Source organism: Streptomyces composti, from assembly GCF_012034205.1.
In the GTDB taxonomy this organism is placed as follows: Bacteria; Actinomycetota; Actinomycetes; order Streptomycetales; family Streptomycetaceae; genus Streptomyces; species Streptomyces composti.
This window is the reverse complement of record NZ_JAATEM010000027.1, coordinates 13,333-36,732: the sequence shown is the minus strand read 5'-3', so window position 1 is coordinate 36,732 and position 23,400 is coordinate 13,333. Positions and strand designations below refer to the sequence as shown.

Below are 23,400 nucleotides of genomic sequence, written 5' to 3'. Positions count from 1 at the left end.
GCGACCTACCGTGAGCCCATGACCCCCCGCGCAGACATCGACGTACGTCCCGTCGGCGAGACCGAGTTCGCGGACTGGAACCGCGCCCTGAACACCGGGTTCCTGCGGGAGCCGCACAGCTCCGACGAGGTTCTCGAGGCGCGGCGCAAGGCGTTCGCCGCCTGCCGGCTGGTCGGCGCCTTCGACTCCGGCCGGTGTGTGGCGACGTTCCGTTCCTTCGCGCAGGAGCTGACCGCGGTCGGCGGCCGGGCCGTGCCCGCCGACGCGGTCTCCAGCGTCACCGTCTCCGCCACCCACCGCCGCCGCGGCCTGCTCAGCCGCATGATGCGGCAGGACCTGGCCGCGGCGAAGGAACGCGGTGACGTGGTGGCGACGCTGATCTCCGCCGAGTACCCGATCTACGGCCGCTACGGCTTCGGCCCGGCCACCACCACGACCGAGTGGACGATCGACGTGCCCCGCTCCGGGCTCGACGCCCGCTGGGCAGGACCTCAGGACGGCGGCCGGGTCGACTTCCTCGACCCGGAGGAGGTGCGCAAGCTGGGCCCCGAGCTGCACGACCGGCTGCGCCGCATCCGGCCCGGCGTCGTCGACCGGGACGAGCTGTGGTGGCAGCAGGACACCGGTGTGCTGCGCATCCACGGAGCCTGGCAGGAGCCGTTCTACGCGGTGTACCGCTCGGCCTCCGGCGAGGTCGAGGGCATGGTCTCCTACAAGATCGAGGACCACTGGGGCGACGCCAAGCAGCCGCAGAACACCGTGCGGGTGCGCTGGCTGGTCGCGGTGACCCCGGCCGCCGAGCGCGCGCTGTGGCGCTACCTGTGCTCGATCGACTGGGTGGTGACGGTGAAGAGCGGCGGCCGCGCCCCCGACGACCTGCTTCCCCTCTTCCTGCCGGACGCCCGGGCCGCCGCCATCACCACCCAGGCGGACTGGCTGTGGGTGCGGATCCTGGACGTCGTACGGGCGCTGGAGGCGCGCACCTACGAGGCGGCCGGGTCGCTGGTGCTGGAGGTGACCGACCGCGGCGGGCTGACCGGCGGCCGCTACCGGCTGGAGGCGTCCGAGGACGGCACCGGTTCGTGCACGCCCACCGATGCGAGCGCCGAGCTCAGCCTGGAGATCGGCGAGTTGGCGTCGCTGTGGCTCGGGGACGAGTCGGCGGTGCGGCTGGCGGCCGCGGGGCGGGTGCGGGAAGAACGAGCGGGCGCCGCCCGTCAGGCCGACGCCCTGCTGCGTACCTCCAGGCGACCGTGGTGCCCGGACGTGTTCTGAGCGCGCGGTACGCGCGCTGGACGGGTACTGCCTGCTTCCGGCCGACCTCCTTCCGACGACGGCGAATGGGCGCTCATCCGTAGCGAGCTGTTCAGTTGTGTCTGTCGGTTGTGGTTGTGGTTGTTGTGCGGTGGTGCCGACTGGCCGGTCTCCCGGCTCCCCTCCGGAAGGGAGTCCGGCCAGACGTCTGTGGGTGCCCTCGGGCGCCGGCCCGGCGCCTCCGGCCGGGCCGATGCCTCAGCCGGGCTGGGCGAGCAGCATCACGAGGATGACCGCGCCGATGCCGCTGATCAGGGTGTTGCGGGCTTTGAGGCCCACCGCGAGGGCGACGAACGCGATGATGCCCATCGGGCCGTACTTCCACTCGATGAACTGCTCGAATCCGATGGCCAGGGCGGCGAGGACGATGGCGACAAGCGGCATGGCGGTCCCCCTTGGACTCGGTGGTCCCCAACCGTCACCCTGATGGCCAACCGCTCGAAAGTTTGACCATGTTGCTGAAGTTGGTGACCAACTCTGTGATGGTTATCTCCACTTGGAAGCGACTCATAACCACCTCTCACTGAACTGCCCAAAGATGGCGGGAAGTTGTAGTGTTTGGTTGTGGAGCCGGAACACGCCTCCGTCAATGGACGGAAGAGGCCACAGCGGCCACGGCGGACACACCGTGAGGTGGCCGAGGAGCTGCGCGCCCGGATCAGGTCCGGAGTGCTGCGAGCCGGCGAGCGCATGCCCACACAGGCCCAGCTGGCCGAGGAGTTCGGCGTGGAACGGGGTGTGGTGCGCCGTGCGCTGGGCATCCTGCATTCCGAGCACCTGCTCACCCAGGTCTCCAAGGGGGCGCCCGCGAAGGTCGCCGCCGACCTCGGCCGCGCGCTGACCGGCCCCGCCGCCTCCCCGGTGCCCACGATGGTGGGCCTCGCCCCGCGCGTCGCCGCCGCCTTCGCGGCCGAGCAGGTGGAGGTGGACGCCGTCTGCCTCACCGCCATCTCGCTCAACCTGGCCCTCGGCGAGCCGCTGCGCCAGATCCACGCCGGGCGACTGAAACCGGCCAAGATCGACGTCCGGATCCTGCTGCCCAGCCGCACCATCGACCTCGCCTTCCCCGTTCCGGTGGACGGCCGCCACCGGGACGAGACCGACACCGTCCACCAGCGCTGGCTGGTCCAGCGCAACGCGCAGGGCCAGGTGCTGAAGCACAACCTCCTCGCGCTGCGCGCCACTCACGGCATCGACGTCCGGGTCAGCTTCCGTGCCCTGCCCTTCACCCCGCCGGTGAAGCTGTACCTGCTCAATGGCGCCGAGGCGCTGTTCGCGTACTACACGCTCTCCCGCCGGGAGGCGGAGATCGGCCAGGAGCGGCTGGAGATGTACGACGCCGAGGGCGTCCAGTCCCTGCTCTTCGCCTTCGAGCAGGGCGCCTCCCTGCGCGACACCACGTTCGTGGAGCAGTCGCACCTGTGGTTCAACGCGCTGTGGGAGACGATCAGTTCGGAGCTGGTGCTCCAGGCCTGACGTCTCCCACACCTTGCTGACCTGCGACTGCCTCGGCTCATAGGGCCGGCCTCGACAGGAGCAGAGCCAGCAGGACCGCTCCTGTCGAGCTGACGCCGGGGCTGTTGGCCTTGAGGCCTATGGTGAGCAGCAGCAGGCCGACGATGCCGGTGACGCCGTACTGCCAGGCGACGAGCTGCTCGACGGTGATGACCAGGACGGCGGAGACGAGGGCGAGGACGGGCACGGTTCCTCCTTCGGGGCCTGCGGAGGCCTTCACGACCCTTGGCGGTCTTCGGAAGCGTCTGCCGGCTTTCGGAAGCAAACCCTCCGCCAACTTCATCAAGTTGGTAGCCAACTTGCTCTAAGTTGTGCCCACTTGGCGACTACTCATAAACAACTCGCAAACAACTCCCCATAGATGGATCTAAGTTGTAGCGTTTGGTCGTGGCCCAGGACAACGTCGCAGTGAACGGCAGCAGGAGGCTCTCGCCCCAGGAGATCGCCGACATCCTGCGCGAACGCATCCGCACCGGCGAGCTGAAGGCGGGCGACCGCCTGCCCACCCAGGCCGAACTCGCCGAGGAGTTCGGCGTGGAGCGCGGCACCGTGCGCCAGGCACTGCGCGCCCTCCAGCAGGACGGCCTGCTCAGCAACGTGAGCAAGGGAAGCCCCCCGCGCATCGCCGAACCACCGCCGGCCCGCGAGGAACCCCGGCCCACCATGGTCGCGCTGGCCCCCCGGCTGACGGAGGCCTTCTCCGCGCCCCACGTCCGGGTCGACGTCGTCTGCCACACCTCCGAGACCCTGATGCTGGCCCTGGGCGAGCCCCTCCGCCTGATCCACGAGGGCCGCATCCGACCGGAGTCGATCGATTTCCGGGTCCTCCTGCCCTCCCGCAAGATCAATCTCGCCTTCCCCGTCCTGGCCGAGCAGGACGCCGGCGAGGCCGAGGCGGGGCCGGACCCCGTACCCGACCCCGTGCACGAGCGCTGGCTGCAGATGCGCAACGCCCAGGCCCAGGTCCTGGACCACAACCTGCGCGCCTTCCGCTCCACCCACGGCATCGACGTCCAGGTCCGCTTCCGAGCCCTGCCCTTCACCCCGCCCAACAAGCTCTACCTGCTCAACCAGGAAGAGGCGCTGCTCGGCTACTACATGCTGGTGCGCCGCGAGGAGGAGTGGGGAAGCCGGACCCTGGACATGTACGACGTGCTCGGCTCCAAGTCCCTGCTGTTCTCCTTCGTCAGGCAGGCCGGGCCCCGGGACGCGGCGTTCGTGGAGGAATCCCAGAAGTGGTTCGATGCCCTCTGGGAAACCATCACGTCGGACCTGACACTCTCCTAGTGACTTCTGAGACGACGCAGACTGATCCGGTGACGGCCGAGACCGAAATGGAGCCGAACGCGCTGCGGGATCTGATCACGCGTGCGCGCGTCGTGCTGTGGGACTTCGACGGGCCGATCTGCCGCCTGTTCGCCCGCCACTCGGCGGAACGGGTGGCGAGAGAGCTCGTCGAGTGGCTGGAGGGCAACGGGCTGCACGGCCTGCTCACCGAGAAGGAACGCGAGTCCCTGGACCCGCACGTCGTCCTGCGCGCCGTCGACCGGCGCCACCCCGGCAGCGACCTGGTCGCCGAACTGGAGGAGCGGCTCACCAAGGAGGAGCTGCTCGCGGCGGCGTCGGCGATGCCCACCGCCTGGGCCGACCCGCTCATCCGCACCTGGGCCGCACGCGGGGTCCGCCTGGCCATCACCACCAACAACTCCCCGCGCGTCAGCCGCACCTACCTCGAGGGCCGCGGCCTCCTCGCCTGCTTCGCCCCGCACATCTACGGCCGCACCCAGGAACTCCACCACCTCAAACCCCACCCGCACTGCATCAACCGCGCCCTCAACGCGCTCGGCGCCGCCCCCGCCTCCGCCCTGATGATCGGCGACAGCCCCTCCGACCTCCACGCGGCCCGCTCGGCCGGCGTCAGCTTCCTCGGCTACGCCCGCAACGAACGCAAGGACAAGCCGCTGCGGGAGGCGGGGGCGGAGGCGGTGGTCGGGTCACTGGAGGCGGTGCTGGAGGTGGTGCGGGCGCCGGACTGACCGGCGGCGGCCGCTACGCCTGGACCATCAGCCAGAGGAACAGCAAGGCGGCGCCGACGGCGTAGCCCACCCAGGTGCCGCGGCCCTGCCCTCCGGGCCAAGGACGACCTGAAGGACACCCGTTCGCCGGAGCGTTCGGGTCGATTCGGATGCGGCTGCCGGACGAGTCGGCTGAGGCGGCTGGGGGTGCTGTAGCATCTGCGCACCAATGAGCGCATGCCCGCTCTCGTCCGTATGAACAGTTGCTCCGGCACTCCTCACAAAGGGCCCGCCGGCGCACTCGGAACGGGCATACGAGACGTCAGGCGATCGGGTGACACTACGCCCGTAGCAGCCTCGTGTGCACCACTCCGCCGGGCGCACGTCCGGTTGCATGCGTACCGTCGATCGTGACTCCTCTCGCACCTCCCGGAGCGGCCCGTGGGCGCACCACCTCTTCCCCGCCCCTTCGCCGGGGAACGCGCCAGGCCTGGCGACTGCTACCGGGACTTCGCACGGCGGGCCGCCGACTCCGGGGTGCCGGCCAACGGGCATCACCACGAGAACTACTTCGTTCCGCTGACCGAACGGGTGGCCCGGCTGCTCGGCCGTGAGCCCGGCACGTCGGTGACGGTACGGGTACGCCGTCCGGAGGCCCTCCCGGTCGTCATCCGGACCTGGCAGGACGAGGCGGTGATCCTCCGGGCCGTCGAGGGCGTCCTGCCGCACGTACCGCGGTGCCTGGTCCGGGGTGACGGCTTCAGCATCAACAGCTACGTCGAGGGCGTGGCCCTCTCCAGCATCTGCGGAAACGGTAAGCCACTCGACACGATGCACATCCGGGCGCTGGCACGGCTGCTCGCCCAGATGTCTCAGGTGCGCAGGGGTGCCCTTCCGCCGCTGCCGCGGATCTGGCCGCGGAACGACACCGACAGCCGCGGCTTTCTGCGGACCCTGGCCCATCTGGCGGACCAGCAGATCAGACAGCCCAATCGGGCCGCGTTCGGCGGCCTGTTCGCCGCCCTCGGCATTCCGGAGGACGCCCTCGCCGAGTTCGCCGCCCGGGTCCCGGCCATGGCCAGGCGGCCGTACAGCCTTCTCCACGCCGACCTGCACCGGGACAACTTGATCGTCTGCGCGGGGGAGCAGCCGCTGATCTGCGTCGACTGGGAGCTGGCCACCTACGGCGATCCGCTGCACGAGCTGGCCACGCATCTGGTGCGGATGCGGTACCCGGACCACCAGCAGCTCGAAGTGGTCGCCGCGTGGGCGGAGGCGATGCAGGAGGTTCGGCCCTCCGCCGTCGCCGGCCTGAACAAGGACCTCTGGCACTACCTCGCCTTCGAGCGGGCGCAGTCCGTGTTCCCCGATGTGATGCGGGCGGCGCGTTCACTGGAGGACTCCTTCACGCAGAAGAGCCTTGACCAGGCCACCGCGGAGGTGCGCAGGGCTCTGGAGGCGGCGGCCGATCCGCTGCGGCTGAGGCGCGTACCGGGGGAGAAGGAGATCGAGGGCGCGCTGTTCCGCTGGCTCGCCTCTCGCACCGGCCGCAGGCACCCCACGGATCTGGTCGCCAAGGCCACCGCCTGGGTGCCCGATGGGCGCCTGCCCCTGTCGGGTGACTTCCCTGAGACGGCCGTGCGCGAGGCCCTGAAGAGGGAGGGCGCGGCTCCGGCCGGACACGTGTTCAAGGGAACCGCGCACCTCAACACCGTGGTGCGGGTCCCTGGGTTCCAGGATCCGGTGGTCATCCGGCGCAGGCTGCCGGAGGCCTGCCGCCGTGAGCCCGGCTTCCTCAGTGAGCACGCCGTCCTCAGGGCCATCGAGAAGACGCGCGTGGCCGTGGCGGCACCCAGAGCTCTGGCCCTCGGCAAGAGCCATCCGAGGGAATCCTTCGCCATCCACACCTACATGGGGCCGGGGGACATCGGGCGCCCTCCGAACCATCCGGTGCACGGTCTCCTGCCGCACGAGGCCGACGGCCTTGTCGACCAGCTGTGTGCTCTGACCGCGGTGGACCATCGTCAGGTCGACCCGGTGGGCGGGGTGCTGTCGGAGAACGGCAACTTCTTCCACTGGCTGACGGACCAGCTGGTCGCACTGGTCGCAGAGCTGCCCAAGAGATCACAGCAACTGGCCCGGCACCTGGGACTGCCGGAGGCCGGGCGCCTGCGCCAGATCCTCTCCCGCCACGAAGTCAGCCCGCGCGTGCCGTCCCTGCTGCACGGTGATCTCAACCCGTGGAATCTGATCCGCCGGGACGACGCCTTGGCGCTGACCATCATCGACTGGGAGATGGCCCTGGTCGGCGACCCGCTCTACGACCTGGTCCGCCACATGCACCTCACCCCCACCCGGCCCGAGATCCGCGACCGCATGTTCCGCCGGTGGGAGCGCCGGTTGCCCTCCGAGTACACCCGCGACTGGCGCAAGGACTGGCAGCTGTACCGCTCGCTGGAGATCGTCCGCTCCGCCTACATCGACCTGGACCGCATCGTCACGGGTGCGGGCATGGACGCCCCCAACGTCCAGCGCGCGGTGGACTCCTACGCCGTGACCCTGGCGGTGGCCACCGGTTTCCTCGGCCTGCCGGTCCGCTCGACGGTGAACCCTCACGTCGCCCGGACCTCGGCCTGAGAAGAAGTCAGACGACCGATGCCGGGCCCGGCGGGCGATCCGACATCCTCTCCGACCCCGGGCCGAGCACTCCGACGGGCTGTGGGACCCGGCGACCTGGCCCTCCGTGGCAGCGCGGCGCGGCCGTGAGGTGGCGGGGCTCCTCGAACATCCCGCCGGATACGGCCACATCGTCGTGGACGAGGCACAGGACCTCTCGCCCATGGAGTGCCCGGCTGTCGCCCGCCGCTCCGTCTTCGGCTCGCTGACCGTACTGGGCGACCTGGCGCAGGGCACCACCCCCTGGGCCGCGCGCTCCCGGCCCGCGCTGCTGCACCACCTGGGCAAACCGGATGCCGCCGTGATCCCGCTGACCACCGGGTTCCGGGTGCCGCGCGCCGTCCTGGCGCTCGCCAACCGGCTGCTGCGGAAGCTCGGGGCCGACGTCCCGGTGCCCCGTTCCCTGCGCGGGGACGGGGAACTGAGCATCCGGCAGGTCGCCGCGCCGGGCGAGCTGCCTGACGCGGTGGTGACCGCGGTGCGGGAGGCGCTGGGACGCGAGGGTTCGATCGGGGTGATCGCGGCGGACGAGGAGGTGGCCGGGCTCCGGGAGGTGCTGGTTGGGGCCGGGCTGCCGGTCGCGGGTCCGGAGGAGCTTCGGTCCCGGGTCGGCCTGGTGCCGGCGAGCGCCGCCAAGGGGCTGGAGTACGACCATGTGGTGGTCGTGGAGCCCGCGGCGATCGCCGGGGCGGAGGAGCGGGGGCTGCACCGGCTGTACGTGGTGCTGACGCGGGCGGTGTCGCGTCTCGAGGTGGTGGCGGCGCGTCCTCTCCCCTTCTGATGCCGTCGCTGCCTGATCCGGCGTGACCCCGGGCGGTCAGGTGAGCCAGGTGCCGTCGCGCATCAGGGTGCGGCCGGGGAGTTCGTCGGCCTCGCGCCAGGCCTGGATGCGGTGCGGGCGGAGGCGGAAGTACTGGTAGGGGGTGCCGAGGGTGCGGGGGTCGAAGCCGGTGCGGGCGGCGAAGGCGTCGGCGGCCTGGGAGCCGAGGTCGGCGAGGTCCACCGGCTCGGCGGTGGCGTCGACGACGACGACGTCCCGGGTGGGGCCGAGGCTGAGCCGGACCCGGCGGTCGGCGAGAAGGTTGCGGCTGGTCACCGAGGTGCGCGGGGTGGAGATGAGGAAGGCGGCGCCGTCCCAGTGATAGGAGAGCGGGATCAGGTGGGGGCCGCCGCCGGAGGGGTCGGCGGTCGCCACCCAGAGGTCGGTCTCACTCTCCAGCTTGGCCCGGGTGTCCCGCAGGCGCTGGGCGCGGTCGCGCGGGGCGGCGGGTGCCGAGGTGCCGGTGCTCGCCGGGTCGGCGGTCCCGGTGGTCGCGTCGGCCGTGGTCACTTCGTTCCCATCCCTTCCGTGATCTCTGCGAGTGTCGGCGCCGTGGCGGAGTCCTCCCACACGAAGCCGTCCGGGTCGGTGAAGGAGCCGAGGCCGCCGTTGACGGCGAGGCAGTGGGAGCCGCTGCCCTCGGGGGAGACGCCGGCGACCTTGGCGAGGCCGCGGCGCTTGTAGAGCGCCAGCTTGACCGGGGCCGAGCCGGAGGCGAACTCCGCGTACTTGCTGCCGAAGCCCTTGGCGACGGTCAGCCCGCGCTCGCCATAGAAGCGCTTGCTCGCCGAGACGTCCTCGACGCCCAGCAGCAGCACCAGCTCGTCGAAGGTGCGCGTCGCCGGTCCGGTGTCCTTCTTCGACGAGGACGCCAGCTGCCAGATGGTCCCGTCGGGTGCCTGCACGACGCCGCCGTAGCCCCACAGCGACTTGGCGGCGGGCTTCAGCGCGGTGGCCCCGGCGGCGATCGCGGCGTCGAAGAAGGCGTTGACGTCGGCCGGCTGGGAGACGACGAGGGACAGCGTGAAGCCGCGGAAGCCGGAGGCGGGGGCCTGGGCGGTACGGAGCCGGAGCTGCGAGTCCAGGCCGAAGGCGGTGGTGTAGAAGCGGTGGGCGGCCTCGGTGTCGGCCACCTCGAGGGTGAGGGATTCGATGGTCGTCATGGCTCTCACGCTAGGGGCGGCGGGTGGGCGGGGCTTCTTGATTCCTGACCGGTCCGGCCGGAGCGGTCAGGGGCCGTTGTCCGGGCCGGGGCCGGGGAGGGGTGAGGGCGTCCCGGCCGGTCGTGACCTGGCCGGCGGCGGTGTTCTGACCGGTCTCTGCGAGGGCCGTGGTCGTGTCCTGACCGGTTTCGGCAAGGGCCGTGGTGCTGTCCTGGCCGCTCTCGGCGAGGGCCGCGGTGCGGGCGCGTCGCCACTCGGGCTGGCACATGCGTGACTCCTGCGAATGCTCCTGTGGACGAGGGAGGGGTGCCGCCGCCCGCCCGCGCAGGCGGGCGGGAGGCGGGCGGGAGGTGCGATGTGCAGGGCTCAGCGGACTTCCTGGATGCGGATCATGTTGCCCGCGGGGTCGCGGAACGCGCAGTCGCGCACGCCGTAGGGCTGATCCATGGGCTCCTGAACCACTTCCACGTCGTGGGACTGCACCTTCTCGAACGTCTCGTCGAGGTTCGGCGTGGCCAGCATGATCCAGCCGTAGGTGCCCTTGGCCATCATTTCGCGGATGGTGCGGCGCTCGTCCTCGGCGATGCCGGGGTCGGCGTCCGGCGGGGACAGCAGGATGGAGGTGCCGGGCTGCTGGGGTGGGCCGACGACGATCCAGCGCATCCTGTCCTTGCCGACGTCGCTGCGCACCTCGAAGCCGAGCACGTCCCGGTAGAAGGCGAGAGAGGCCTCCGGGTCGTCGTGCGGGAGAGCTGTGGTGTGAATCGTGAGGTCCATGTCGGTCAGGCTAGGCAGCTCCCACCGGCACCGCTTCTCGATTCCTGACCGACCTCGCTGCCGGACAGCCGGGCGTCGGGGAACCGCGCGGAAGAGCGCGGTCGGCTGTCCGGTCTCATGCAAGTCCGGGCGAACGGCCTTCTCGGTCAGATGTGCAGATGGGAAGCCGGTCCAGCGCAGTTCCGCGGGCAGGTGCCGCATGTCGTTGTAGAACAGCACGGAGGACGGCCTGCCGGGTGAGTTCCTCGCAGAGGTCGATCAGGGCCGGGCCGTGATGTCGGCGAAGGCGCCAGTACTTGCGCTGGGCTCGAACGACATCGGGGGGTGCGGGACAGATCGAACTGTTCCTCGGGCGCCGAGGACGTGCTGACCGACCCGGAGTTCGTGGCGGATGCAGACGCCGGGGATGACCGAGACGTCAGCTCAGATGCCCGGAGATCTCCGAGACTGCCCGGACAGCACAGAGACAGGACAGAAGAGCGCGGTCGGCGCCTGGTGTCATGTCCCGCGCGGGCGGGTGGTGCACTCTTGCAAGCAGGGTGCTTGCAAAAGTTAGCGATGCGGGGCAAGGTGGAGGCATGGCATCGCTCAACGTCGGCAATCTCGGTGAGTACCTGCGCGAGCAACGGCGCAATGCGCAGTTGTCGCTGCGGCAGCTCGCCGACGCCGCCGGCGTGTCCAATCCGTATCTGAGCCAGATCGAGCGCGGGCTGCGCAAGCCGAGCGCGGAGGTGCTGCAGCAGGTCGCCAAGGCGCTGCGGATCTCCGCCGAGACGCTGTACGTCCGCGCCGGGATCCTGGACGCCGAGCGGGACCGGGACGAGGTCGAGACACGCGCCGTGATCCTCGCCGACCCGAGCCTGACCGAGCGTCAGAAGCAGGTGCTCCTGCAGATCTACGAGTCGTTCCGCAAGGAGAACGGCTTCGGGGACTCTGCGGCCGGTGAGGTGACGGAGACGGCGGCGGAGCTCCAGGAGGAGGGGGATTCCTCCACCAGCAAGGGCGGCACGTCCGCCGGCCGCCGCGACCGCGGCGGCAGCGACAGCGATCCGCGGCAGACGGCCGGCTGAGCCGGTCCAGGGCACCGGCCGCCCGCCGCGGATCACCACGAACCCTCAGCCGAAAACGATATCCGGGAGGACCATCACCATGGCCATCACCGACGACCTGCGCAAGACCTTCAGCGACCCCAAGCCGCTCTACTTCGCCGCCGGCACCGCCGACCTGGCACTGCAGCAGGCCAAGAAGGTGCCGGCCCTGGTCGAGCAGCTGCGCACCGAGGCCCCGGCCCGGCTCGAGGCCGTGCGCAAGACCGACCCGAAGGTGGTCCAGGAGAAGGCGACCACCCGGGTGAAGGAGACCCAGGAGACCCTCCAGACCAAGCTCCAGGAGATCCTGGGCACCCTCGACACCGACCTGAAGAAGCTCGGCGAGACCGCCCAGGACCTCGCCCTGCGTGGCGTGGGTGTGGCCGCCGAGTACGCGGTGAAGGCGCGCGAGACCTACGAGAAGGTCGCCGAGCACGGCGAGCAGGCCGTGAAGACCTGGCGCGGCGAGGCCGCGGAGAACATCGAGGACATCGCCGTGGCCGTCGAGCCCAAGGCGGAGCCCAAGGCCGAGGTCAAGGCGGAGGCGAAGCCGGCGGCCAGGGCCGAGGCCAAGCCCGCCGCGGCGGAGGCCGACGGCGACGCGAAGAAGCCGGCCGCCAAGAAGGCCCCGGCCCGCAAGAGCACGGCCGCGAAGAAGACCGCTCCGCCGGCCAAGTGACGATCACGGGTTCGTGCGGACGGCGAGCCCGTGAGGACGGACAGGCCCATGGTGACGATGGGCTCATGACGACGACGGGCCGGGCACTCTCGCGGTGCCCGGCCCGTTCTTCGGGTAGCCGGCCGGCGTCTGCGGGTACGGTGACCGAGTAAGGACGAGCGGACTCGGGTGGTGGATGTTGTGCTGATGCAGGGCTTCGCGGGGTTGATGTGGCTGCTGAGCATGGCCCTGATCGTTTTCAGCGGCTTCGCGCTGATCGACGCGGCCACTCGGCGTGAGGACGCCTACCGGGCGGCCGACAAGCAGACCAAGCCGTTCTGGCTGATCATCCTCGGGCTCGCCTTCGTGGTGAACCTGATCTTCCCGATCCTGTCGCTCCTGCCGATCATCGGCCTGATCGCGATCATCGTCTACATGGTCGACGTCCGTCCGGCCCTCCGCGGCCTGCCCGGCGGCGGCCGCAGGACCAGGGGCTCCAGCAGCGACGGCCCCTACGGGCCGTACAACGGCCGCTGACCCGCGGCCACGGTCAGCCACCGGTCCGCGGTCGTCCACCAAAGAGGGACGCGCCGCTCCTCGCGAGCGGCCGGTCTCAGCGGGCGTCCGCCCGGTCCAGCAGCAGTACGGCCACGTCATCGGTCAGCTCGCCCCCGTTGAGCTCCCTGACCTCGTTGACCGCGGCCTGGAGCAGCTGCTCGCCGCGCAGGCCGGTGTCGATCTGCCGGCGCACCATCTCGACCATCCCGTCCTGGCCCAGCCGCTCACCGCTGTCCCCGACGCGGCCCTCGATCAGGCCGTCGGTGTAGAGCATCAGGCTCCACTCGGAGCCCAGCTCCACCTGCATCCGCGGCCAGCGGGCGCCCGGCAGCAGGCCGAGGGCGGGGCCGTTGTTGTCGTAGGGGAGCAGCTGCGCGGGCAGCCCGGGGCGGGCCAGCAGCGGGGAGGGGTGACCGGCCAGGCACAGGCCGGCCCGGCGCCCGTCCGGCTCGATGTCCACCGTGCACAGGGTCGCGAAGATCTCGTCGTTGGTCCGCTCGTGCTCCAGCACCTGCTGCAGCGTCCCCAGCAGCTCGTCGCCGCACAGCCCCGCCAGCGTCAGCGCCCGCCAGGCGATGCGCAGCTCCACGCCGAGGGCGGCCTCGTCGGGGCCGTGCCCGCAGACGTCGCCGATCATGGCGTGCACGGTGCCGTCCGAGGTGCGCACCACGTCGTAGAAGTCGCCGCCGAGCAGCGCGCGGGAGCGGCCGGGGCGGTAGCGGGCGGCGAAGCGCAGCGAGGAGCCCTCCAGCAGCGGAGTCGGCAGCAGGCCGCGCTCCAGACGCCGGTTCTCCTGTGCGCGCATCCGGCCCTCGGCCAGTCGCCGCTCCGCGGAGTCGGAGCGCTTGCGCTCCACCGCGTAGCGGATGGCGCGGCTGAGCAGCCGGCCGTCCAGCTCGTCGCGGAAGAGGTAGTCCTGGGCGCCGACGCGCACCGCCTCCGCGCCGCGCTCCGCGTCGCCGGACGCGGTCAGCGCCAGCACGGCGTGCCGGGGTGCGAGCTGCAGCACGTGCTTGAGGACGGCGAGCTCGTCGTGGTCGTCCGCCTCACCGCTGCCGTCGGCGGCGGTGTCGGTGTTCCTGGTGCGGCCCGGTGCGGGCAGCGCGAGGTCCAGCAGGATGCAGTGCACGTCGTCGGTCAGCAGCCGCTCGGCCTCGGTGAGGTTGCGGGCCGTGCGGACGCGGATCGGCTTGCCGGCCTGGTCGAGCAGGTCGGGCACGATCGGGGACCCTGCCGGGTCGTCCTCGATCAGCAGCAGTGTGAGGTTGGTGTGGGCGGTCGTCTCGGCCCTCCCCGGCGCGGTCCCGGCCCGGTCGGTGTCGCTCGCGGCCGGGCCTGCCGTGCGCGGGGCGCCTGCCCCGGTCTCCACGGAGACCTGGGTGGTGCCGCCGTTGTGGGATGCGGCGTGCGCCTGACCGCCTTCCGCGGCCGGGATCGCTCTCTGCCGCGGTACGGGTACGGGCATTGATCCGGGTTCCTTCCCTCCCCCCGAGGGCATGGCGGGGGCGAGGGATCGCGGCCCTTCCCCGGGCGTACGCCGCGACTGCGGTTCGTACGGGCCAGGGGATGCCCCTTCGAACGGGGACCATAGCGGGTGTCGCCACCGCAACGGAATGGTGTGAGGCACGCCGCCCGGCCAACGGCCACTGTCATATGCCGCGTTTGCTACCGCAGTTGGACAGGCCGGAGCCGTCCCGGGGATGACGAACGTCACGTCCTCGACCGGTTCGTGGGTGTGATCGTCGTGCACTGCGTCACGTGGCCCGTGTCACCGGGGCGTTGGCGGGCGGCCGGCCGGCGTCCGGGCGGCCGGCTGGCCGCGTCCGGGCGGTCGGCCCGTCTGCGTCCCGGCACATCGGTCGGCCGGTGCCCGGGGCATCGGTCCGGTCAGTCCGCGTCCGGCCGGACCACACCGAGGATCGGCATCGAGCCGGCCCCCGCGAGCGTCACCGTCCGCCCCGGACGCGGGGCATGGACAATGGTGCCCTTCCCGACATACATCCCCACATGGCTCGCATCGTCGTGGTAGATGATCAGGTCGCCGGGCCGCATCTGACGGATGTCCACCCGCTCGAGCTGCTTCCACTGCTCCTGCGAGGTGCGCGGGATGCCCCGGCCCGCCGACAGCCAGGCCTGTGAGGTGAGTCCGGAGCAGTCGTACGCCTTCGGGCCCTCGGCGCCCCACTGGTAGGGCTTGCCGATCTGGGCGGTGGCGTAGGCGACGGCCTTCTTGCCCTGCGCGCTGGCCTCGCCCTTGATGTCGTCGAGGATGCCGGAGCTCAGCCAGGCGCTCTGGGCGCGCCGGGCGGCCTCCTTCTCGAGCCGGGCCAGGCGTTCGCGCTCCTCCTTCTCCAGGGTGGACTCGAGCTTTTCCGCCGCGGCGATCTGCTTCTCGATCTTCTTCTGCGCCTTGGCCTTGGCCTTGCGGCCCGCCTCCAGCTTGCGCCAGCGATCCCGGGCGTCCTCGGCGTAGCGCTTCAAGTCCTTCTGGGTGCGGGTCATCTCGCCGAGCAGGCCCTTGGCGGCGTGCTGGCCCTGGCGCACCCGGTCGGTGCCCTCGAGGAACTCCTGCGGGTCGTCGCTCAGCATCAGATGCGCCTCCGGCGGCAGCCCGCCGCCGCGGTACTGGGCGGCCGCGGCCGCTCCGGCGCGCTTCTTCAGCTCCGCGAGCTTCTCCTCGCCCTTGACGATCTTCTTGGCCAGCCGGACGATCTCGGCGTTCTGCTTCTTCGCCTTCTCCTCGGCCGCGTTGTACTCCTCGGTGGCCCGGGCCGCGGCGCGGTAGAGCCGGTCGAGCCGCTTGCGTACCGCCTCGAGTTGGGCGTTGGTGACGGGCGCGTCGGATGATGCGCTCGCGGACGGGCTCGCGGTGGCGCTCGGGGACGGGCCCGGGTCCGCGAACGCGGTCCCCGGTGCCGCCAGTACGGTGATCGCGCAGACCACGCCGATCGCCGCGGTGAGCAGGCTGGTCTTGCCCGTCCTCATGACCTCAGTCCCCCAAACTGATTAACCGTCAGTAACTTCTGGTCACCGAGGGGATGCTGCCACGGGATGCGCCCCGCGTACAGAGGACATCCTGTCCGGACCCGCACCCCAAATCCGCACTCCGGGCCCGCACGCAGGCCCGCGGCCGGGCCCGCACTCCGGGCCCGCGGCCGGGCCGTCCTCCGGCCCGCTCGCCGGGATCTCCGGTCCCGCCGTCCGTATCTGCCCCTCTGTTCGCCTCTCGCACACCCGTGAGCGCTGATCGCCCCGCGAGTGTGACGAACGACTCACAGAGATCGTTCCCGCCCTTCACCCGCAGGTGTGCGGCCCTTGCCGCCGACGGGTGTTGCGCGCCGGGCCACCCGCCCCTCGGAGGGTTCAGCCGGGTCACCCGCCCCCGGACGCGCTCAGGTGCGCGGCGCCAGTGCCTCCCAGCGCACCGTGACCTCCCCCTGCCGCCACCGCACCGGGCGGTCCGTGACCGGCCAGTCGGCGGAGAGGGCGTGGACCGCACGGATCCAGCGCTGGCGGGCGCCGTAGGAGGCGTAGGGCGCGGCGGCGGCCCAGGCGCGGTCGAAGTCGCGCAGGAAGGCGTGCACCGGCTCACCCGGGACATTGCGGTGGATGAGCGCCTTCGGCAGGCGTTCCGCCAGGTCGGAGGGGCGGTCGAGGGAGGCGAGCCGGGTCGCGAAGGTGACCGTGCGCGGCCCCTCGGGGCCGAGGGCCACCCATACGTGCCGGCGTCCGATCTCGTCGCAGGTCCCCTCGACGAGCAGTCCGCCGCGGGAGCCCGTCGCCGGGTCGGCGGGCGCGAGACGCGCGCACAGGCGCTGCCAGACGCCGGCCACCTCGGACTCCTCGTACTGGCGCAGCACGTTCGCCGCCCGGACCAGCACCGGCCGGCCGGAGACGGGGATCTCGAAGCCGCCGTGCCGGAAGCGCAGGCCCTCGCGCTCGTAGGGCAGGGCCGCGGCGACCCGGGCCGGTTCGATCTCGACGCCCACCACACGGGTGCGGGGTGCCGTCCCGCGCAGCCGGTGCAGCAGTTCGACCGCCGTCCAGGGGGCCGCGCCGTAGCCGAGGTCCACGGCGATCGGATCGGCGGCGCGGCGCAGCTCGGCGCCGTGCGTGGCCGTGATCCAGCGGTCCATGCGGCGCAGCCGGTTGGGGTTGGTGGTTCCCCGCGTCACATTCCCCACGACGGGGGCCCTCCCGCGCGACCGGGGCCGGGCATGGGGGAGGGGGAGGGCGCGGGCTGTCATACGTACGAGGGTATGGGGGTACGCGGACCCGGCGGAGCGCCCGCCCTCGGCCCCGGCGCCCACGCACCCCGATCTCGAACGGTTGAGCGATGGCCGGTAATGATTCGGCAAAGAAGCGTCCCGTGGTGGCTGCACGGAAATGGGAGCGTGCCCTTCCGCTGTTCACCCACCGGAGGAGCCGTGCCCCCTCCGCAGCCACGCCTGCCCGCAGCGAGGAGGAACGCCCCGTGAGCCAGTACATCGCCAGGCTCGGCAGGCGTTCCGCCACCGCCCACCACCGGCTTCGCCTGCACCGCAGGCCGCGCCGGGTGGCGATGCTCTCGGTGCACACCTCACCGCTGCACCAGCCCGGCACCGGCGACGCCGGCGGCATGAACGTCTACATCGTGGAACTCGCGCAGCGCCTCGCCGCCATCAACATCGAGGTCGAGATCTTCACCCGGGCCACCGCCGCCGCCCTCCCGCCCACCGTGGACCTCGCCCCCGGCGTCCTCGTCCGGCACGTCGACGCCGGTCCCTACGAGGGACTCGCCAAGGAGGACCTGCCCGCCCAGCTGTGCGCCTTCACCCACGGCGTCATGCAGGCCTGGGCCGGCCACCGCCCCGGCCACTACGACCTGGTCCACTCCCACTACTGGCTCTCCGGCCACGTCGGCTGGCTCGCCGCCCAGCGCTGGGGCGTGCCGCTGGTGCACGCCATGCACACCATGGCCAAGGTCAAGAACGCCAACCTGGCCGACGGCGACACCCCCGAGCCCGCCGCCCGCGTCATCGGCGAGACCCAGATCGTCGCCGCCGCCGACCGGCTGATCGCCAACACCGACGAGGAGGCCGGCGAGCTCGTCCACCACTACGGCGCCGACCCCGCCAAGGTCGCCGTCGTCCACCCCGGCGTGAACCTCGCCCGCTTCCGCCCCGCCGACGGCCGCGCCGCCGCCCGCGCCCGCCTCGGCCTGCCCCAGCACGCGCTGATCCCGCTCTTCGCAGGACGCATCCAGCCCCTCAAGGCCCCCGACGTGCTGCTCCGCGCCGTCGCCGTGCTGCTCGCCGAGCGCCCCGAACTGCGCTCCCGGCTGTGCGTGCCCGTGGTCGGCGGCCCCAGCGGCAGCGGACTCGCCAAGCCGGAGGGGCTGCAGAAGCTGGCCGCCCGCCTGGGCATCGCCGACGTGGTGCGCTTCCATCCGCCGGTCGATCAGGAGCAGCTCGCGGACTGGTTCCGCGCCGCCTCCGTGCTGGTCATGCCCTCCTACAGCGAGTCCTTCGGCCTGGTCGCCATAGAGGCCCAGGCCACCGGAACACCGGTGCTCGCCGCGGCCGTCGGCGGCCTGCCGGTCGCCGTGCGGGACGGAGAGACCGGCTTCCTGATCCAGGGCCACGACCCCGCCGCCTACGCCCGCGTCCTGCGCGAGTTCGCCGACCAGCCCCAGCTGTCCTCCCGCATGGGCGCCGCGGCCGCCCGGCACGCCCAGTCCTTCGGCTGGGACACGGCCGCCGCCGCCACCGCCGACGTGTACACGGCCGCGGCCCAGGCCCACCGCCGTCACGTACGCTCGCACCATGGCTGACGATCAGAAGGACGACCGGAGAGCGGCCCAGGACGATCAGCGAGCCGCGCAGGTGATCGAGGCGGCCCTGAAGGACGCCGGCCTCGAATGGGAGACCACGGCCCCCGGCTCCTTCGTGGTGACCCTCCCCGGCGCCCGCAAGCTGTCCACGACGGTCTCCCTCATCGTCGGACGCCACTCGCTGTCGCTGAACGCCTTCGTCATCCGCCACCCCGACGAGAACGAGTCCGGCGTCCACCGCTGGCTGCTCGAGCGCAACCTCAAGCTGTACGGCGTCAGTTACGCCGTGGATCCGATGGGCGACGTGTACGTCACCGCCAGGCTGCCGCTGGCCGCGGTCACCCCCGAGGAGATCGACCGCCTGCTCGGCCAGGTCCTGGAGGCGGCCGACGGCGCCTTCAACACTATCCTGGAGCTGGGCTTCGCCACCGCCATCCGCAAGGAGTACGAGTGGCGGGTCTCGCGCGGCGAGCCGACCCGCAACCTGGAGGCCTTCGCCCACCTCACCCGGCGCTCGGACGACACCGGCGCCGAGGGCGCCCCCGCTTCCGGGGACTAGCCTCTGCGACGGCCGGCCTCCGGGGAACCGCGCCGGCGCGGGTGCCACGGAACGCCGGTCCGTCAGCGCCCCCGCGGGCGACGGCGGTAACGCCCCGGAGTGACCCCCACCAGCCTGCGGAAGTGCCGGGTGAGATGTGCCTGGTCGTAGAAGCCGGCCGCCACCGCCACCTCGCCCGGTGAACCGCCCTCCAGCAGCAGCCGCCGGGCCAGCCCCACCCGCCGGGACATCAGGTACTGGTGCGGGGCGATGCCGTACGCCCCGCTGAACGCACGCACCAGATGGGCGGGATGGGCCGACAGCTGCCGTGCGGCCTCCTCCAGGGTCAGCCCCTCCACCACCTGCGCGTCGAGCAACTCCCGCAGCCGGCGCGCCAGCACCGGATCCCGCCGGGGCGCCGGCGCGTCCTGCTGCGACAGCAGATGCGCACGCAGCCGCTCCCCGATCAGCGTCAGCCGGCTCTCCGCCTCCAGCTCGTCGCCCGGATGCACCAGCGCGGCGTGCACCTGCGCCACCCGCTGCCGCAGCAGCGGATCCCGCACCTCGGGCCGGTCCACCGCCGCCCCGATCAGCCGGTCGTCCAACCGGCCGCCGTCACCGCCGTCCAGATACAGCACCCGCTTGCGGAAGCCGTCCGCCGTGGCGGGCGCGCCGTTGTGCGGGACGTGCGGCGGCAGCAGCGTCACCGTGTCGTGCGGGGTGCCGTGCTCGTGCCGGTCCAGGTCGTACCGCACGGCGCCGTCGTCGACGATCAGCAGCGTCCAGGCGTCGTGCACATGCATCGGATAGGCGTACTCGGTGAAGCGGGCGTGGAACACCTCGGCGACACCGGGCACACGGGGCCGCCAGGCGGAGACCTGCTGCTGCCGCTGCAGGGCAGCCCCTGGTCCGCATGGCGCCTGCTCCGCGACCGTCTGCCGCGGGGCCGGCTGCTCGCTGGGCCGGGAGGCTGTCTGCGCGCCCATGCAAAAAACGTACAAGACCGCCGCAAGGGCCGCCGGGCAGGCTCGACGGCATGAGCACGCGCTTCGACACCAAGATCGCCGTACTGCTGCGTGAGGACCTGGCGACCTGGCAGCGCCTCAACGTCACCGCCTTCCTGGTCAGCGGCCTCGGCACCCGTCTCCCCGAGGTGATCGGCGAACCCTACGAGGACGCGGACGGCGTCCCCTACCTGCCGATGTTCCGCCAGCCGGTGCTGGTCTTCGAGGGCACCAAGGAGACCCTCGCGTCCGCCCACGCCAAGGCCCTCTCCCGCGCCCTGCCCCGCGCGGTCTTCACCGGCGACCTCTTCACCACGGGCAACGACACGGACAACCGCGCGGCGGTGAAGGGGGTGCGCACGGAGGACCTGGACCTGGTGGGACTCGCGGTCTACGGGCCGCGGAACGCGGTCGACAAGGTGCTCAAGGGAGCACGGATGCACCCGTGAGCGTCCCCGGGACCGCGGCCGGGCCACCGGCCGAGGCTTCTCGGGCGTCTGGACCGGAGGTGACGACGTCTCACATCGCGCCGGAGCCGTAGCGCTCGGCCAGCAGCCGCTTGTGGTGACCCCTGCGGCGGAACGCGGTGATCAGGACGACGGCGATGCCGGCGCCCACGCCGAACAGCGGGAGGAGAACGGCCAGTACCAGCCGGCCTCCCAGGGCGACCAGGCCGCCGAGGTCCCCGATGGCGAACTCCGACGGCCTCTCGGAGTCGCAGGTGATGCGGTAGTCGCCGGCCTGCGACACCTCGATGGTGTAGAGCGGGTTCCAGGTCTCGTCGCGGGTGAGGAACACGTCGATGCCGGGGCTGGTGAGCGCGGGGTCGCCCGGACCGGAGATCTCACACGTGGGGCGGGACGGGCCGATCCTGTCCTCGAGCCAGATCGCCTTCTCGTCGTCGGGATCGAGCCGCAGGGTGACGGTCTTCCCTTCGGCGAACCGGTTGCCCGTGTCCACGGCGTCGATGACGCTCTTGAACTGGTGGACGGCGATGACCATGCCCAGCACGATCGACACGACAGAGCTCACGGCCGCCGTCACGTACCAGTGACGACCGGGCCGCAGCTCGCTCGCCGGTATCCGCGGCGACGGGGAGGGCTGCATCGGCACACCCTAGATCACCGGATCACGGTGGCGGGGCCGTGGGGAGCCGTCGCAGCTTCCCACTCTGACGACGGCCGTCCCGCCGTGCCGCAGCGGAAGCCCTCTGCCCGCAGGGGCCCTGTGGGCAGAGGGCTTGATCAGTACCGGTGGTGGTACGGGCTACTTCTTCTTGCCCTGGGTCTTGCCGGGGATCTTGGTGAGCTGGGTTTTTGCTGGTCAGGAGACCACGGGCTTGCTCAGCTACTGTCATCGCTGGCCGTTGATGAGTGGTCTTGAGTCACCTCGGACGGCCCAGAGACGGCCCGGCCATTGGTCGCCTCCGCCCGCAGAAGATCGTCAGGACTCATGAACGTCGAGATGTCAGAGCTTGGCGTGCATGGGGTCGCCAGGCGCCTCTCCCGCTCGTCCTCTGACATCGGTTCGAACTCGGGCGGCTCGTAGCTCTCGTCCGTCCACCCGCAATGTCTGCAAGTCCCTGCCACTACGCTGTAGGACTCGCACTCGTCACAGCGCTTGACGGAGTTGGCGAGTCGCACCCGAGCCGCCGTGAATACACCCAACAGGTGCTCAACGGCTTTCAGACCGATCTCAGCGTCCGTCCGAACTGCCCGCTTCGCGTGGGTCAACCAGTTGACGTACTCCCAGGTCTCTGCAGCGCTCTTCTTGAGATACGAGCGGAGCTTTGTAGCGGAAGCCCCAGCTGCCAGGTAGTTCGCCAACAGCTCAGACCACGCCCGGAAGTCGGCATCCTTCGGCCGGTCCTTGCCGGCCGGTACCAGCTGATCCGAACGCGTCTCTCCAACGAAGGAGACCAGACACTCGCGAAGACGCACACCCACGGCTTGGAAGTTCTCGGCCTCATCTCCACTGTCATAAGCCTCGAACGCCTGCTCCCACCGACGCCAAGAGCCTGGCAGAAGCTCGGCTTCGTCGGGTGCGAGTGGCACCTGTCGCTCCTGGAGGTACGACATCCGAAGCATGAGTCCAACGTGGAAGGTCAGGACAACGTCTCGGCTCTTGAAGTCGCGTTGGTCGTACAGGTTCGTGCTGTTGGTTACGACCCACCATCGACTGTCTTCGCAGTGCACGTCCCAGATGTCGTGCCGTACTGGGCCCACCAGTTCAGAGGCGGCCTTCTCCAGATGCACGACCTTCTCCTGGGCTTGGTCCTCGACGTAGGCCCTGATGTGAGCCTTCTCCTGGTCCGTCGCTCGCACGCCTTCCCCCTATCCCTCGTGACGCGAGGGTAGCGAGAAGCCAACGGCCGGGCAGCTCAATTGGGCCTCTGCGCTGTACTCATCTCTGCGAACCGCGCTCTCAGCTTGGGAAGCTTGGGTCTTTTACGGCCGATTACTGGGCTGACCTGCGGCGAAGCGGCCACCGATCTTGGCTGACTGGCGGCCGGGTCACGGCTATTCCCCGTGGTTTCCCGCCTGACCTGGCACGGTTCTGGCACGCCGGGGCGGGTGATCTCCTGTTGCTCGGCTTGGTCGCCTGGACCCTACGAGTCAACTTAGCTGTCTGTGCTGCCCGTTTCCGACCCGCTGTTGTCAGTGGGCCCTCATACAATCGGAGTTGACCGTCATGGGCCTGATGTGAAGGAGGTGAATGATGGCCAAGAAGGGAAGCGGTGGCAGCTCCGGGAGTAAGGCCCGGAGCGCCGTAACCGGCCGGTACGTGACCAAGAGCTATGCGAAAGCTCACCCGCGTACCACGGTGGTAGAGACTCCGAAGAGGCGTTCCGGCAAGAAGTGACCTCTTGAAGTCAAACAGGGAGGGGTGTCGCTCGAGCGGCGCCCCTCCGCTTCTCCCACCATATCGCCCCGTACGCGGACGGCTAGCCGCGGGGACATCCGATCAGAACAGTCTTGAAAGCCGTTGCGGTGGCAACGTCGTCGTGGGTTCGAACCCCACCGCCTCCGCTGGCTCAACAGAGAACGGCCCCTGACCTTGGCATCTGGTCAGGGGCCGTTCTCACATCGGGCTACCGGCCTTGCCCGTGAATCCCTGCGGTTCACCGCACGATCGGGCACGGGTAGGGCACGGGCCAGTCTGATTAATTCGTAGCTCCAGGAGCCCCGCTAGAGGCTCATGAACGGCGCATCCGGCCGTCGTTGTTCAGCTCCGCAAGTGGTTAGCCCACGCGGCCTTGATCTGGTCTCCTTGGTCAGCCGTGATGACGCCGGCCTCCAACGCCACCGACACGACGTCCGATGCGACGCCAAGTTGCATGGCGTTGACGGCTTCTTTCATACGGTCTGAGCTACGGGGCGTCCCGACGTGTCCCGGCTCTAGGTCACCAGGGAGGAAGTTCGCAACCTCCCCGTCGTGCCCCTCGAACGCGGCTACGTCCAT

At 71.0% G+C, this 23,400-nt stretch carries 22 protein-coding genes and 1 pseudogene; 12 read left to right on the top strand and 11 right to left on the bottom strand.

Going from position 1 to position 23,400, the window contains the following annotated elements; all coding sequences use genetic code 11:
• The first annotated feature begins 18 nt into the window (after window positions 1-18).
• Window positions 19-1,275 carry a GNAT family N-acetyltransferase gene (locus tag HCJ93_RS21780; protein WP_167997460.1) on the top strand — a complete coding sequence of 419 codons (1,257 nt, stop codon included), beginning with the start codon at window positions 19-21 and terminating at the stop codon, window positions 1,273-1,275.
• A gap of 237 nt (window positions 1,276-1,512) precedes the next feature.
• Here the strand turns inward: HCJ93_RS21780 and HCJ93_RS21775 are convergent, their stop codons facing one another.
• The gene (locus HCJ93_RS21775; protein ID WP_167997459.1) at window positions 1,513-1,698 is read right to left on the bottom strand and encodes a hypothetical protein; all 186 of its coding nucleotides are present in this window, start codon (window positions 1,696-1,698) and stop codon (window positions 1,513-1,515) included.
• 174 nt (window positions 1,699-1,872) lie between these two features.
• On the opposite strand from HCJ93_RS21775, the gene HCJ93_RS21770 reads away from it, so the two are divergent.
• Window positions 1,873-2,790 (top strand): winged helix-turn-helix domain-containing protein, encoded by a 918-nt coding sequence (locus tag HCJ93_RS21770; RefSeq protein ID WP_167997458.1) that lies wholly within the window; start codon window positions 1,873-1,875, stop codon window positions 2,788-2,790.
• Window positions 2,791-2,827: 37 nt separating this feature from the next.
• Here HCJ93_RS21770 and HCJ93_RS21765 read toward each other — a convergent pair whose 3' ends face one another.
• The gene (locus tag HCJ93_RS21765; RefSeq protein WP_167997457.1) at window positions 2,828-3,016 is read right to left on the bottom strand and encodes a hypothetical protein; all 189 of its coding nucleotides are present in this window, start codon (window positions 3,014-3,016) and stop codon (window positions 2,828-2,830) included.
• A 194-nt stretch (window positions 3,017-3,210) separates the two neighbouring features.
• Here HCJ93_RS21765 and HCJ93_RS21760 point away from each other — a divergent pair, with 194 nt between their 5' ends.
• The 4 genes and pseudogenes from HCJ93_RS21760 to HCJ93_RS21745 all read left to right on the top strand — a co-directional run.
• Window positions 3,211-4,116, top strand: coding sequence for a winged helix-turn-helix domain-containing protein (locus HCJ93_RS21760; RefSeq protein WP_167997456.1), 906 nt, complete (start codon window positions 3,211-3,213; stop codon window positions 4,114-4,116).
• Between the two features lie 29 nt (window positions 4,117-4,145).
• Window positions 4,146-4,865 (top strand): HAD family hydrolase, encoded by a 720-nt coding sequence (locus tag HCJ93_RS21755; protein WP_373563598.1) that lies wholly within the window; start codon window positions 4,146-4,148, stop codon window positions 4,863-4,865.
• 420 nt (window positions 4,866-5,285) lie between these two features.
• Window positions 5,286-7,481, top strand: a complete 2,196-nt coding sequence (locus HCJ93_RS21750; protein WP_167997454.1) for an aminoglycoside phosphotransferase family protein — start codon at window positions 5,286-5,288, stop codon at window positions 7,479-7,481.
• Window positions 7,482-7,563: 82 nt separating this feature from the next.
• Window positions 7,564-8,301: pseudogene (locus HCJ93_RS21745) on the top strand (AAA family ATPase); the annotation flags it as partial.
• Window positions 8,302-8,337: 36 nt separating this feature from the next.
• Here HCJ93_RS21745 and HCJ93_RS21740 read toward each other — a convergent pair.
• The 3 genes from HCJ93_RS21740 to HCJ93_RS21730 form a co-directional block, all read right to left on the bottom strand.
• Entirely contained in the window at window positions 8,338-8,850 is a 513-nt protein-coding gene (locus HCJ93_RS21740; RefSeq protein WP_167997453.1) for a pyridoxamine 5'-phosphate oxidase family protein, read from the bottom strand.
• The gene (locus tag HCJ93_RS21735; RefSeq protein WP_167997452.1) at window positions 8,847-9,503 is read right to left on the bottom strand and encodes a VOC family protein; all 657 of its coding nucleotides are present in this window, start codon (window positions 9,501-9,503) and stop codon (window positions 8,847-8,849) included. The genes HCJ93_RS21740 and HCJ93_RS21735 overlap by 4 nt, the downstream gene beginning before the upstream one ends.
• A gap of 366 nt (window positions 9,504-9,869) precedes the next feature.
• The gene (locus HCJ93_RS21730) at window positions 9,870-10,280 is read right to left on the bottom strand and encodes a VOC family protein (RefSeq protein ID WP_167997451.1); all 411 of its coding nucleotides are present in this window, start codon (window positions 10,278-10,280) and stop codon (window positions 9,870-9,872) included.
• 578 nt (window positions 10,281-10,858) lie between these two features.
• On the opposite strand from HCJ93_RS21730, the gene HCJ93_RS21720 reads away from it, so the two are divergent.
• From HCJ93_RS21720 to HCJ93_RS21710, 3 genes are all read left to right on the top strand, one after another.
• Window positions 10,859-11,350: a helix-turn-helix domain-containing protein gene (locus tag HCJ93_RS21720; RefSeq protein WP_167997450.1), complete on the top strand. Its 492-nt coding sequence runs from the start codon at window positions 10,859-10,861 to the stop codon at window positions 11,348-11,350.
• 79 nt (window positions 11,351-11,429) lie between these two features.
• On the top strand, window positions 11,430-12,047 hold the full coding sequence (locus tag HCJ93_RS21715) for a hypothetical protein (protein WP_167997449.1): 618 nt from the start codon (window positions 11,430-11,432) through the stop codon (window positions 12,045-12,047).
• A gap of 186 nt (window positions 12,048-12,233) precedes the next feature.
• Entirely contained in the window at window positions 12,234-12,563 is a 330-nt protein-coding gene (locus tag HCJ93_RS21710) for a DUF2516 family protein (RefSeq protein ID WP_206317782.1), read from the top strand.
• A gap of 76 nt (window positions 12,564-12,639) precedes the next feature.
• Here HCJ93_RS21710 and HCJ93_RS21705 read toward each other — a convergent pair whose 3' ends face one another.
• The 3 genes from HCJ93_RS21705 to HCJ93_RS21695 form a co-directional block, all read right to left on the bottom strand.
• Window positions 12,640-14,049 carry a PP2C family protein-serine/threonine phosphatase gene (locus HCJ93_RS21705; RefSeq protein WP_167997448.1) on the bottom strand — a complete coding sequence of 470 codons (1,410 nt, stop codon included), beginning with the start codon at window positions 14,047-14,049 and terminating at the stop codon, window positions 12,640-12,642.
• Between the two features lie 422 nt (window positions 14,050-14,471).
• Window positions 14,472-15,569, bottom strand: a complete 1,098-nt coding sequence (locus HCJ93_RS21700) for a C40 family peptidase (RefSeq protein WP_167997447.1) — start codon at window positions 15,567-15,569, stop codon at window positions 14,472-14,474.
• A gap of 407 nt (window positions 15,570-15,976) precedes the next feature.
• Complete coding sequence (locus HCJ93_RS21695; RefSeq protein WP_309141471.1) at window positions 15,977-16,768, bottom strand: class I SAM-dependent methyltransferase; 792 nt, start codon at window positions 16,766-16,768, stop codon at window positions 15,977-15,979.
• Between the two features lie 290 nt (window positions 16,769-17,058).
• Between HCJ93_RS21695 and mshA the strand changes: the two genes are divergently transcribed.
• Window positions 17,059-18,396 (top strand): D-inositol-3-phosphate glycosyltransferase, encoded by a 1,338-nt coding sequence (gene mshA, locus HCJ93_RS21690; RefSeq protein ID WP_167997446.1) that lies wholly within the window; start codon window positions 17,059-17,061, stop codon window positions 18,394-18,396.
• Window positions 18,389-18,955 (top strand): type III secretion system chaperone family protein, encoded by a 567-nt coding sequence (locus HCJ93_RS21685; RefSeq protein WP_167997445.1) that lies wholly within the window; start codon window positions 18,389-18,391, stop codon window positions 18,953-18,955. The genes mshA and HCJ93_RS21685 overlap by 8 nt, the downstream gene beginning before the upstream one ends.
• Window positions 18,956-19,017: 62 nt before the next feature.
• On the opposite strand, the gene HCJ93_RS21680 is transcribed toward HCJ93_RS21685, so the two are convergent.
• Window positions 19,018-19,920: a helix-turn-helix domain-containing protein gene (locus tag HCJ93_RS21680; protein WP_167997444.1), complete on the bottom strand. Its 903-nt coding sequence runs from the start codon at window positions 19,918-19,920 to the stop codon at window positions 19,018-19,020.
• Window positions 19,921-19,970: 50 nt separating this feature from the next.
• Here HCJ93_RS21680 and HCJ93_RS21675 point away from each other — a divergent pair, with 50 nt between their 5' ends.
• Complete coding sequence (locus tag HCJ93_RS21675; protein ID WP_167997443.1) at window positions 19,971-20,387, top strand: DUF2000 domain-containing protein; 417 nt, start codon at window positions 19,971-19,973, stop codon at window positions 20,385-20,387.
• Between the two features lie 70 nt (window positions 20,388-20,457).
• Here the strand turns inward: HCJ93_RS21675 and HCJ93_RS21670 are convergent, their stop codons facing one another.
• Both HCJ93_RS21670 and HCJ93_RS21665 read right to left on the bottom strand, forming a co-directional pair.
• Window positions 20,458-20,970, bottom strand: a complete 513-nt coding sequence (locus tag HCJ93_RS21670) for a hypothetical protein (protein WP_167997442.1) — start codon at window positions 20,968-20,970, stop codon at window positions 20,458-20,460.
• A gap of 311 nt (window positions 20,971-21,281) precedes the next feature.
• Window positions 21,282-22,262 carry a hypothetical protein gene (locus HCJ93_RS21665; RefSeq protein ID WP_167997441.1) on the bottom strand — a complete coding sequence of 327 codons (981 nt, stop codon included), beginning with the start codon at window positions 22,260-22,262 and terminating at the stop codon, window positions 21,282-21,284.
• Window positions 22,263-23,400: the final 1,138 nt, after the last annotated feature.